The following is an 11,042-nucleotide window of genomic DNA, read 5'->3' on the forward strand; positions in this document are numbered from 1 at the left end:
CCATGGCGCGTCTGGTACATTTGTGCCGAGTTACTTCCCTGCAAGCTCTTGCAGCTTTTTTAGCGCCTCTTGAACATGACCTTCAAAGTTAAACATTGAATCAAAAACATATTGCACAACTCCGTGTTGGTCAATTACATAAGTAACACGTCCAGGTAATAAACCAAAAGCCGCTTTTGCACCGTATAGCTTTCGCACTTGGTCGCCTTTGTCACTCAACAAAATAAACGGTAGATTGTACTTCGCAGCAAATTTTTGATGTGACTCACTAGAGTCACCACTCACACCAATTACTTCAGCGCCAGCGGTTTTAAACACTTCATACTGATCGCGAAAGGCGCAGGATTCAGCAGTACATCCCGGTGTGTCATCCTTCGGGTAAAAGTACAGGACTACAGCGTTTTTGCCACGAAAATCTTTCAGGCTCACCGTTGATCGGTTTTGAGAAGGTAGGCTGAAATCAGGAGCAGTGTCTCCAACTTTAACAGGCATAGTTAAATTTAATCAAAACTAAGTTTCTTAGACAATGTTTAATAAAATATTACACAATATTAAAGCAGACTGCTCTTCAAAACTCTACCTTCAATATGCATTACCGTCTGTAGGTCGGAGTTCGGCTTTATTTAATGTGCATATGGAGTTAAGCGGATTCGAACCGCTGACCCCCTCAATGCCATTGAGGTGCTCTACCAACTGAGCTATAACCCCAGAATCCTTAATTAGCAAGCTTGTTAAGCTTTTTTAGTTTAGTTCCTGAGTTGTCTTTGTTTTTATAGTATGCAAGTTTATGCAATTTAAGTCAACACAAGTTTATTAAGATAGGTAAATTTCAAGTTCAGAAGGCAGCTATGCTGGAGGCAGAAGGCAGAAGGCAACCCACCCTTAAAAGAGTGGGATTGAAACAAGAACGTTTTATACCTCACTGCAAGCAGTTTCGGTATAATTATCATTCTGAACTGGGCTTTAGACCCAGAACTAAAGTATCAATTAACACTCCCCAGCATAAGTGCCTTCTGCCCACCTACGGAAGCCGCTTTGCGTCTACGACCCTCTGCCTTTCTTTGTAATGTATCAATTGACACATTAAAAATATAATAGGATATCCCTCTCAGATTGACCTAGAAAGGGCTTCTAATTTGATCAAATTAAAATAGTTAAAAAATATATTTGCTAATTACTCAAAGGCTTCAAATAAGCGATCGCCTGCTTCCAAATGATCACTTGTTGAGTGGTATCATTCACAAGACACACACTATATTGATCTTGCCACATCACTCTTCCCGTCAATATATCACCCGTCAGCAATTTAATCTCAATCGGTACTGTTTCCTTAATCAGGTTTTGTAATTGGCGAGTGCTAGGTAAAGAAGTGTCAAATTCGGTAATCATAATTTAATAGTCAATGGTCAATGGTCAATGGTCAAAACTGTCAACGATGGACTCTGGACTATTGACCAATGACAAAACATAAATATAGTTCATGGATCTTGGGAATGGCAATAGAATTTACTAAGTATCACGGTTTAGGTAACGATTTCATTTTGATTGACAATCGCTCTAACTCAGAGCCTGTAATCACTCCAGAACAAGCAGTGCAGTTATGCGATCGCCATTTTGGGATTGGTGCTGATGGTGTAATTTTTGCACTACCAGGTGAAAACAATACTGATTACACCATGCGGATTTTTAATTCCGATGGTTCCGAACCCGAAATGTGTGGTAATGGTATTCGTTGTTTAGCTGCATTTTTGGCTGAATTGGAAGGTGACTCACGCAAAAGTAATCAATATCGGATTCATACCCTGGCTGGTGTAATTACACCCGAACTGATGTCCGATGGACAAGTAAAAGTTGATATGGGTATCCCCAGATTACTTGCTGGCGAGATTCCTACTACATTATGTCCTGCTGATGAGAAAGTTATTAACCAACCCTTAGAAGTAGCAGGAAAAACTTGGGATGTCACCTGTGTCAGCATGGGTAATCCCCATTGCATAACCTTTGTTGAAGACGTCGCAGCAATTCCCCTAGATCAAATTGGTCCACAATTTGAACATCACCCAGTTTTTCCCCAACGAACCAATACTGAATTTATTCAAATTGTCCGCCCAGATTACTTGAAAATGCGAGTTTGGGAACGTGGCGCTGGAATTACTTTAGCTTGTGGTACTGGTGCTTGTGCTTCCTTAGTAGCTGGAGTGCTAACACAAAGATGCGATCGCACTGCAATTGTAGAATTACCTGGAGGTTGTTTGCAAATTGCTTGGTCAGAAATTGACCAAAGAATTTATATGACAGGCCCAGCAGAACAAGTCTTTCAAGGAAAGTTAAAAATTTAGTCAGATGAGTTTTTCTTAGTGTCTTTGTGCCTTTGTGTTTCAAAAATAATTATTTCACCACAAAGACACAAAGGCACAAAGAGAAATAGTTTAATCTGGGAAAGCTAAACCAGTTCTTGGATCGCGGATATACAACCCTAGTGTGAGACTACGCATCACTTCATCCCAAACCGATATTAGCTGTTCTGCTTGATCTGCCCAATAATCGAATGTAATTAAGCATTGCACATTCGACCCCAAGCCAATGCAAGTCCGCGAAAAGGCTTCTCGTGGTTCTTCTTGGGTGTCGATAAATTTAATTTCTGCCCACATAATTTTGGCAGTTTGGCGCTTGACGGTAACAATTTCTCCCTTCTCGATGACGTTGCGTTCGTCGTTGTCTATGATTTTCTTTAAAGTGGGTTTGAGTGGAAACAGACTCCAATCATTGGGTGGGAGGCGATTAAAAGATACTTCTAAGCAGCAATCATCGTTAGGTGGTTTTTGATCGAGGAACTTGAAGGATTTTTCTTGTGGCTCCAAAACCCAATTTTCGGGAACATTGAAGCGAACAGCTCCCCGACCTGCAACAAAAATTTTGTAGCCAGATGGAGATTCCCAGCGATGATCAGGTTTTAGTTCAAGCGTTTCTTTGATCCATTGAAGATTGCTTTTTTTTGGCTTTGCCATGGTGTGTTTGCAAAATCTGCTCTAGAAGTGCGATGGTGCGATCGCCCCCTTTGTTAATAGTATCAAATCGCTAGGGTGCGTTGTCGCTGACGTCATACACACTTCTTAACTTATATCTTGCATCTAACCCTAAATTAAAATTTGGGCTTAAAGCTAAAGTCGGTTTTAAACCGACTAGTTAAAGTTTTAAGCCATTTTAATGGGTTTAAGCTTTGAGCCGAAAATTTATTTTACGGCTGATTGCAACTGGTGCAAGATGTCAGTTAAGCAACACCGTAATCTGTGTACTGTCTTTTATACGGAGGTTGTAAGCCCAAAACAATGTCGTCTTTGGGAACGCCCATTTTAACCAGTTCTTCAGCAGGATTCTGATCTGTTAAGTTCTGCTGAAGCCATATTTTTCCGTTTTTAATATCAAAATGGATCACACATCGATAGATGCGATCAAATTCTTGCCAACCCACATTTATCCATTGATAATGATCTCGTTGTGTATCGAAGATCAGTTGAGTCTCCACTTCATCATCTGAAATATCATCACTGGCATAACAAGTCAGCAAGGTCTGAATGTATTCTCGATACTGAGCTATTTTATCCATTGCACAATCACCTCATGCACAGGGTCGTAGACAACTAACAAAACTTGATATATTTGTACTGCTGTCTGCGTGAACTCAAGTTGAAAAAAAGTTCGATAAGCATCTATTGGAACTGCCAAATATAATACTCGCTCCGGCTCAGTTGCTTTTAGCGCTAGCCGATAACTGAGAAATTGACCTAAAGCACCGTAAAAATCTGTAATGGCAGAAGGATTTAGAAAGCTTTTAATCTCAACAGCTATTTTCTCACCTGCTCTCTCGGCTGCAACTAGTTTTTCTGCACCTAAATCAACCTGAAAGTTGACGTTACCAAATTTAAATTTGAGTGGATCATCTGTAATTATCCACTGCTCTTTTTTTAGAGCTTGCTTGACTGCTTCGTGAAAGATGTCCTTTGCTGACACAGATAAAAATTGCTTAGGTTAGTTTGTGGGCGATCGCCCACTTTGTTAATAGTATCAAATCGCTAGGGTGATTTGTCGCTGACATGGTACACCAAATCTCGTACTGTGTTGATGTGTAGTTAAGTAAGTTTGATCACCTCACAGGAATTAAATCTTTATGGATATTAATAAGCAATAGTCCTGAATTTAATTAGTTAAACTTGTAATATTTTTAACTAAGATATATACTATCTTGCAGTATTTTTTATCAACAGTGAGTTAAAAGGAGCCTCTAAAATGAGTGGATTATTTTTAAAACAAGAAGAATTTGAAAATATTTTTACATCCCATCTTAAGATTGAAACATACTCAAAATCGATAGAAGCTCTTTTTAGTCTGAGACAACTAAACAAAATAAATTACCAACCTTATTATCAAAGAAATTATGTTTGGGATAATCATAAAGCTTCTTATTTTATAGAAAGTATTCTTCTTGGAACTGAAATACCGCCGTTAATCTTTTTTAATAAGACCCAATTTCTAAATATTTTAAAAATACGTTAAAAAAAGACAAAATTTTTATCGAGTTAGTATACAATCTATTTTTTAAGAAAAAAACGGATAACAATATTGAACCTGATATCGGAAAAATATTGCAATTTATCCGACGCTATTTAGTCCTGAAAAATTTTCCAATTAAATATTATGCTAGAGGTCACTCTAGAACTGAAATTTTAGTTAAACTTTATGAATTTTTATCAGATACTACAGATGAGATAGAATCTTTGTGTTTATCATTTATTGAAAAAATTTATATAATTGATGATATTAATAAGTATTTATCAAAACTTGGATTTTCGCATAACCACTTAGTTTATGAGTGTTTATTATGGAGCTTATTAATTTTAGAAAATGAAAAGTTTGATTTACAGCAAATCACTAAAGATGACTTTATTAAACATTTAAGTAAAGTCATTATGGAGAACACTGAAAAATACACAGAAATTCAAGCCCATTACTATAGTCAAATTATTAATAGATATACTTTCACGGCCAATATCTTTGAGAAATGGTTTAATATCAGTTTACAAATTTATATAGAAAATACACAGATAAGAGATGAATTTAAAAATATTAAATCAGATTATGATGAAGATACTAAAACCAAACTTGGTGAACTTGAATCGCTAAGAATAACAAAGCCAGACCCCTCCAGAACTTCAATAGATGATATTACTAGAATGATGGAGCGTAATAAATTTTTAGTACGACCTTCCTACCAAAGATCAGAAGTTATTAACTTATCTAAGGCATCTGCTATTATTGAAAGTATATTATTAGGTATTAATTTACCTCCTATATTTATTTTTAAACGTTTAGACGGTGTATCAGAAGTTATTGATGGACAACAGCGCCTTCTAACAATTCTTGGATTTATAGGAAAAGAATATATTGATGAGGATAACAAAAGACGTACAACAAAAAATCCAAACTTTGCCCTAAAAGATTTGAGAATTCTTAAGCAATTAGATAATAAAATGTTTTCAGAATTAGAATCTACACTACAAGACAAAATATATGATTTTGAGCTTTTTGTCGTTGAAATTCAACAAGCTCTTAATCCTCATTTTAATCCGATAGATCTATTTGTAAGACTAAACGATAAACCATATCCAATTTTAGAAAACTCTTTCGAGATGTGGAATTCTTGGGTTGATCGTGACTTGATTACTAAAATTCGGGACAATGTTGGTAAACATCGTGACTGGTTCCACCTCAGATTACCAAAAAATTCAAACGATAGGGATAGAATGGAAAACGAAGAACTATACACATCCCTAGCATATTTAGAGTTTCGTAATTCAAAAGAAGAGGATATTAAAAAATATCTTTATATTTATCAGCAGAATAATAGAATTAATGCCAGAATCGGCTCTGCTAAAGATATTACAAGTGTATTGACTGAAGCATCTGAGAATCAGATTTCAAAGAAAAACTTCCTGGACAGTATTAAGAATATCGAAAAATTTATTTCCAAATTGAAATTGGTTTTGCTTGACAAAGATATCTCTGACAAAAACGAACTAAAAAAATATTTTGCTACAGAGTTAGATACCCTCTTTAAAGGCAAAAAGGAAACTAGAGGTTTTAGGCGTACTAAGCAGGATTTTTATATTCTTTGGTATGCACTTAATAAAATTAATATCCAAATGGTGAAATTCCATAGAGTGGAAATTAAGAAGCATATTCAAAATATCTTCTTTTATATGAAGAGCTTAGATGATATGAATTATGATAACTCAGGTCAAGAAAAATTCATTGAATTAATACACGAATTTCACCAGAAATATAAGAAAGAGGAAAGAAATATTAAACTTTCAGACGCAGAAAAAGAAGAGTTAATTAAGCAGCAAGATAATCGCTGTCCTATTTCTGGCTCACTTATCTTTATGGGAGATGAAATTGAGGTAGATCATGATAAGCCATTAGCTATTGGAGGAACAGACTCTATAGAAAACCTGCAAATTACCCATAAAATAGATAATCGTAGCAAAGGAGTAAATTATCCGAATAAAAGAACAGAGTAAAAATGACCATAATTTAAAAGGTGCTGGAAACACCGGGAGTATTGCTACGCTCAATAAAGGGAAGTTGATTTAGTAAGCAAAAAGCCATTTCACCTTCTCGAAAAGCCATTCCACCTTCTCATTTCAGTAAAACACGCAAGTAAAAAGCCATTCCACCTTCTCAAAAAGCCATTCCACCTTCTCATTTTGGTGGATCACGCAAGTCAAAAGCCATTTTACCTTCTCATTTCAGTAAAACACGCACTCATTTCAGTAAAACACGCAAGTAGAATGCCATTTTACCTTCTGATTTCGGTAAAAAACGCACTTACTACAACTATACTCTGTGTAGCAAAAGTTATCGCAGATTTAGTGGAATACTCTCAGGCTGATCAATACGGAAATTTTTTAAGGTAAATAATGTTAACCGTACTGTGTTACAGGATGTATATGGCTCGTCAAAAAAGAAGTTCTAAGGTGTTACTAAAAGCAGCGCGTCGCGCAGCTGCTATCAACTCAATTGATCCAAATTTAGATTTAGGCAATGGACTTACCCTATCAGCCTTCTCAAGTCTAATAGAAAAGATGCAAATAAAAGAAAAGGTATACAACAGCGCTCTTTCCAACTTGGATGGATTATATCGTGAAATGTTAGAAACAGAGCGCGAGTTGGGAGATATGGCCGAGCATATGCTAATGGCAGTTGGGACTCGATATGGCAAAAGCAGTGTAGAGTACGGTATGGCAGGAGGAGTTCCTAAAAACCAGCGTCGCAAGGGACTACGGGGCGAGTCGTCAGTTCCCGTTCCTGCGGAATAGATTGGAGATGAAAAAAAATGGTGTCTATTGACACCACAAAAACGTTTCCAAGCTGAGTCTTGAAATTCAGCATTCGCGTTTTACAAGTTGTTTTGAAACAGTTCTAGAACATGTTCCCAAGCATCAGGAGCAGCTTTAGGGTTATAACTTGGGTGCTGCTGTATAAATGGGTGCTGGTCTTTGAAAAATCCGTGGAAAAATCCGTGTCCGGCGTCGTATCGAAATACACGATGATTGATATTATGTTTCTTTAATTCTGCTTCGATTTTCTCGGTTTCTTCCTGGGAAATTAATGCATCTCTTGTACCAAAAAATACATAAATAGTACCTTGAATTTCCGAGGTGCGATTAACAGTCGAAGTTTGTTCACCATAACTAGAAGTAGTAATCCCAGCGCCATAGAACGAAGCTGTGGCTTTGATATCGCTTAATGTTGCAGCCATGTAAGCAACATGACCACCAAAACAGAAACCAATGACACCAATTGCATTATCTTTGACATTGGGTAAAGTTTTGAGGTAGGCGATCGCAGCTTGAATATCGCTGAGTATTTCTTGATACTTAACTTGTTGATAGTATTGCAAACCAAGTTGATAACCTTCTGGGCTATAGCCAAAATCTTCTGGGCTATAATTAACCTCAAAACCAGGAGCAATACGTTGATATAGCGCGGGTGCGATCGCTACATAACCTTGTTGAGCAATAAGTTCGGTGATCTCTCGAATGTTACTGTTGATTCCAAAAATTTCTGGAAAAACTATAACTGCGCCAAAGGTTCCTGGACTAGTCGGTTGAGCTAAATAAGCATCAATTTCCAAGTCATTGTTGGGTACTTTGACTTTTGCTGTGTTAATTTCGATGTTTGTTTTTTGTACCATTTTTGCGTTCTGATATGAGTGCTTAAACAGCTAGTAGATTGATCTATTTTGACTGTTTTTTAGCACAAGTCATAATTGTTAATCCTGATCACAACGCACCGTAGATAAATTCAGGACTTACGCAAAACATAACGCGCATTTGCGGTAATTCATGAATTACCGCTACGCAAGAATAAGGTTTTCGGTCACATCTTGCGTAATACCATTTCACGTTAATCACGATACACATAAATTTTGTCCCAGACGCGATATATCGCGTCTCTACACCATTTGTATTTGTATCAGGGTTTTAGTGAAATGGTATAAGTCCTGAAATTACTCAACCCACTCTTCCGCTTCCTCGTTCTTCTGGATAATAACTATCACAAACTGTCTCGAAAAGTAGTCCTTTACAGCAACTATCCTGAGTTGGTGATGGAGACTGTAGTCCCAGGGAAAACGCAAGAGTGCGAACTACCATCCTGACAATGTTGCTTTGCTGTAGCTCCTCTGAGTGTGGACAAAGACTAATCCTATCGAGTTTGAGCAATAAACTACCCAAATTTTCAGCAACATCAATGAGAGTATGTCTTTTCCAAATTACGTATCTAAGTATTTTCACGGTAGATGCCCTATCTGATACTAAAGACATTTTATAGCGGTTATTGACGACAAACTATCTAGGTTTTTCCTAGAACAAGAAAAAAATATTACATTCAATTTTCTTGATACACTATATTAACGCTAATCAGAACAGTAATAATAAAGACTTTATTAAACAATAGATTGCTTTCAAATAGCCATGTTTGAAGCCAAGCTACTAAAAGGTTTGCGACAAAATCTCCAAAACTTAATTCATTATCTTAACAACAAAGAAAAACTAAGTGTATTCACTTAGATAAGCTTCGTTGAATCATGAATAAATCTAAATAAGACTGCATCAAAGAACCAATATAAGTAGCAGTCTTTACATTCAATAGGTGAGATTTTTTCATTAGAACTGCATTGAAGCGACGTTGATCTGGCTGGAATTATGTTCACACAAGTGATTCACCCTTTTGGGTGAATACGATCGCACTCAGAAAAATCTACTCTGAAAGCAGAAGAGTGGCTAGAAAATGGGTGTAGGGATGTGGGAGCTTATATAAATACAGAATTTAGCAATTTTTATTTTTAATTTCTGACTTTGAATTCTTTACCTGGGATGGATTGCAGATGAAGACTAGAAACCGCAAGCTAAGGGAGGAGGAATTACATCAGGTTGAGGCGCGTTATCAGGCGATATTAAATGCTATCCCCGATACAATGTTCTGTATCAGCCGTGATGGAGAGTATTTAGATTTCAACAGTGAGTGTATCACACAAGAGATTATTGGTAAAAACTTGTGGGATATTTTGCCTGAAAATGTAGCTGTGATCAAGCAAGAAGCGATCGCTAAAACTTTGGCCGCGAACACTTTACAAGTTTGTGAATATCAACTGTCAACCCCTTTGGGAATGCGAGATTATCAAGCACGGTTAGTCAAAAGCGGTGAAAACGAAGTCTTAGCAATCGTTCGAGATATTAGCGAACCTAAACAAACAGAAATTGCTTTGCAGAGTTTGGCTGAAAAATTTTCTAAAGCTTTTCGTTGCAGTCCTGATCCAATCACAATTAGCACACTTAAAGAAGGACGCTACATAGAAGTTAACGATAGTTTTGTTCAATTGAGTGGTTATCAACCTTCAGAAGTTCTTGGACATACAGCTTTTGAGTTGGATCTTTGGGTAAACCCAAGCGATCGCACAAATTTACTACAACAATTGCAAAATCAAGGATCTATTCGCAATCAAGAAATTAGATTTCGGAAAAAATCTGGCGAAGTAATTTTAGTACAAGTTGCGGCAGAAGTGATTGAATTAGATGGTATCCCTTGCTTACTTGCAATCAGTCGTGACATTACTGAACATAAACAAACTGAGGAATTATTGCGACTATCTTCTCAACGCGATCGCTTGTTAGCAAAAACATTAATGCGAATTCGCCAATCCCTCAACCTAGATGAAATTTTGCAAAATACTGTTACTGAAGTTCGGCAATTTTTGCAAGCAGACAGGGTATTTATTGCCCTTAATCATAGTCGTGATCTATTTAAAATGATAGCCGAGTCGGTCGAGCCGCCATATCCATCTGTTCTGAATTGGAAGAAAAAAGATCAAACTCTTTTACAAGAATTAAGAACCAAATTCTTAACCGATCAAGTGCGTGTGATTGAAGACATCACCAAAATCACAGTATCTCCCCAACTAGCAGCACTTTATGAACAATTTCAAACTAAAGCTAGTTTGGCTGTACCTATTATGCTGGGTAAAGAATTGTTTGGCGCCTTAATTGCTAACTCTTGTGCGAAACCACGACATTGGCAAAAAATAGAAATAGATTTACTTCAACAACTCTCACAACAACTAGCTATTGCTATCCAGCAAGCACAACTTTATCAAAAACTCGAACAACTCAATAATAATTTAGAACGGCAAGTAGAAGAACGCACTGCTCAATTACAGCAGAAAATGCAAGAACTGCAAGAAATTAACCGAGTCAAAGACGTACTTCTGCACGCAGTTTCCCATGATTTGCGAACTACGGTAATGGGTAATTTAATGGTGCTGAAAAATTTGCTGAAAAGTCCGGGAGTGAAGGGACATGGGGGAGATGAGGGAGATGGGGGACATGGCTCCAATGCCCAATGCCCAATGCCCAATGCCCAATGCCCAATTACGAACTACGCCCAAATCACAATTATAGACACAGGTATGGGTATTTCTTCGG

General features: G+C 37.0%; 12 protein-coding genes and 1 tRNA gene. 5 read left to right on the forward strand and 8 right to left on the reverse strand.

Going from position 1 to position 11,042, the window contains the following annotated elements:
• Nucleotides 1–30: 30 nt before the first annotated feature.
• The 3 genes from B4U84_RS00735 to B4U84_RS00745 form a co-directional block, all read right to left on the reverse strand.
• On the reverse strand, nucleotides 31–492 hold the full coding sequence (locus B4U84_RS00735; protein WP_017312503.1) for a peroxiredoxin: 462 nt from the start codon (nucleotides 490–492) through the stop codon (nucleotides 31–33).
• 143 nt (nucleotides 493–635) lie between these two features.
• Nucleotides 636–708: transfer RNA gene (locus tag B4U84_RS00740), tRNA-Ala, on the reverse strand.
• A gap of 462 nt (nucleotides 709–1,170) precedes the next feature.
• Complete coding sequence (locus B4U84_RS00745; RefSeq protein WP_131114999.1) at nucleotides 1,171–1,389, reverse strand: Hfq-related RNA-binding protein; 219 nt, start codon at nucleotides 1,387–1,389, stop codon at nucleotides 1,171–1,173.
• A gap of 104 nt (nucleotides 1,390–1,493) precedes the next feature.
• Here B4U84_RS00745 and dapF point away from each other — a divergent pair, with 104 nt between their 5' ends.
• Nucleotides 1,494–2,339 (forward strand): diaminopimelate epimerase, encoded by an 846-nt coding sequence (gene dapF / locus B4U84_RS00750; protein ID WP_131118635.1) that lies wholly within the window; start codon nucleotides 1,494–1,496, stop codon nucleotides 2,337–2,339.
• Between the two features lie 90 nt (nucleotides 2,340–2,429).
• On the opposite strand, the gene B4U84_RS00755 is transcribed toward dapF, so the two are convergent.
• The 3 genes from B4U84_RS00755 to B4U84_RS00765 form a co-directional block, all read right to left on the reverse strand.
• The gene (locus B4U84_RS00755; RefSeq protein WP_131115001.1) at nucleotides 2,430–3,008 is read right to left on the reverse strand and encodes an Alr1449 family protein; all 579 of its coding nucleotides are present in this window, start codon (nucleotides 3,006–3,008) and stop codon (nucleotides 2,430–2,432) included.
• 263 nt (nucleotides 3,009–3,271) lie between these two features.
• The gene (locus tag B4U84_RS00760; RefSeq protein ID WP_131115003.1) at nucleotides 3,272–3,607 is read right to left on the reverse strand and encodes a XisI protein; all 336 of its coding nucleotides are present in this window, start codon (nucleotides 3,605–3,607) and stop codon (nucleotides 3,272–3,274) included.
• The gene (locus B4U84_RS00765) at nucleotides 3,595–4,011 is read right to left on the reverse strand and encodes a XisH family protein (protein WP_131115005.1); all 417 of its coding nucleotides are present in this window, start codon (nucleotides 4,009–4,011) and stop codon (nucleotides 3,595–3,597) included. Before B4U84_RS00765 ends, B4U84_RS00760 begins: the two co-directional genes overlap by 13 nt.
• A gap of 276 nt (nucleotides 4,012–4,287) precedes the next feature.
• Between B4U84_RS00765 and B4U84_RS32050 the strand changes: the two genes are divergently transcribed.
• The 3 genes from B4U84_RS32050 (at nucleotide 4,288) to B4U84_RS00780 (ending at nucleotide 7,376) form a co-directional block, all read left to right on the forward strand.
• Nucleotides 4,288–4,554 carry a DUF262 domain-containing protein gene (locus B4U84_RS32050; protein ID WP_131115006.1) on the forward strand — a complete coding sequence of 89 codons (267 nt, stop codon included), beginning with the start codon at nucleotides 4,288–4,290 and terminating at the stop codon, nucleotides 4,552–4,554.
• A gap of 89 nt (nucleotides 4,555–4,643) precedes the next feature.
• A complete protein-coding gene (locus B4U84_RS00775; protein ID WP_131115008.1) occupies nucleotides 4,644–6,578 on the forward strand; it encodes an HNH endonuclease in 1,935 nt (644 codons plus the stop codon).
• Nucleotides 6,579–7,007: 429 nt separating this feature from the next.
• Nucleotides 7,008–7,376 carry a hypothetical protein gene (locus B4U84_RS00780; RefSeq protein WP_131115010.1) on the forward strand — a complete coding sequence of 123 codons (369 nt, stop codon included), beginning with the start codon at nucleotides 7,008–7,010 and terminating at the stop codon, nucleotides 7,374–7,376.
• An 80-nt stretch (nucleotides 7,377–7,456) separates the two neighbouring features.
• On the opposite strand, the gene B4U84_RS00785 is transcribed toward B4U84_RS00780, so the two are convergent.
• On the reverse strand, nucleotides 7,457–8,254 hold the full coding sequence (locus tag B4U84_RS00785) for a dienelactone hydrolase family protein (RefSeq protein WP_131115012.1): 798 nt from the start codon (nucleotides 8,252–8,254) through the stop codon (nucleotides 7,457–7,459).
• A gap of 319 nt (nucleotides 8,255–8,573) precedes the next feature.
• Nucleotides 8,574–8,855: a hypothetical protein gene (locus B4U84_RS00790; RefSeq protein ID WP_131115014.1), complete on the reverse strand. Its 282-nt coding sequence runs from the start codon at nucleotides 8,853–8,855 to the stop codon at nucleotides 8,574–8,576.
• A 593-nt stretch (nucleotides 8,856–9,448) separates the two neighbouring features.
• Here B4U84_RS00790 and B4U84_RS00795 point away from each other — a divergent pair.
• A partial coding sequence (locus tag B4U84_RS00795) for a PAS domain S-box protein (protein WP_242677506.1) occupies nucleotides 9,449–11,042 on the forward strand: 1,594 nt, incomplete at its 3' end.

The sequence above is a fragment of the Westiellopsis prolifica IICB1 genome, assembly GCF_004323185.1.
Taxonomy (GTDB): domain Bacteria; phylum Cyanobacteriota; class Cyanobacteriia; order Cyanobacteriales; family Nostocaceae; genus Pelatocladus; species Pelatocladus prolificus_A.

What these genes read in the sequence shown, in the direction of transcription:
- B4U84_RS00760 (WP_131115003.1), bottom strand. Translation starts at nt 3,607, where the DNA reads ATGGATAAAATAGCTCAGTATCGAGAATACATTCAGACCTTGCTGACT.
- B4U84_RS00755 (WP_131115001.1), bottom strand. Translation starts at nt 3,008, where the DNA reads ATGGCAAAGCCAAAAAAAAGCAATCTTCAATGGATCAAAGAAACGCTT.
- B4U84_RS32050 (WP_131115006.1), top strand. Translation starts at nt 4,288, where the DNA reads ATGAGTGGATTATTTTTAAAACAAGAAGAATTTGAAAATATTTTTACA.
- B4U84_RS00785 (WP_131115012.1), bottom strand. Translation starts at nt 8,254, where the DNA reads ATGGTACAAAAAACAAACATCGAAATTAACACAGCAAAAGTCAAAGTA.
- B4U84_RS00745 (WP_131114999.1), bottom strand. Translation starts at nt 1,389, where the DNA reads ATGATTACCGAATTTGACACTTCTTTACCTAGCACTCGCCAATTACAA.
- B4U84_RS00735 (WP_017312503.1), bottom strand. Translation starts at nt 492, where the DNA reads ATGCCTGTTAAAGTTGGAGACACTGCTCCTGATTTCAGCCTACCTTCT.
- B4U84_RS00780 (WP_131115010.1), top strand. Translation starts at nt 7,008, where the DNA reads ATGGCTCGTCAAAAAAGAAGTTCTAAGGTGTTACTAAAAGCAGCGCGT.
- dapF (WP_131118635.1), top strand. Translation starts at nt 1,494, where the DNA reads ATGGCAATAGAATTTACTAAGTATCACGGTTTAGGTAACGATTTCATT.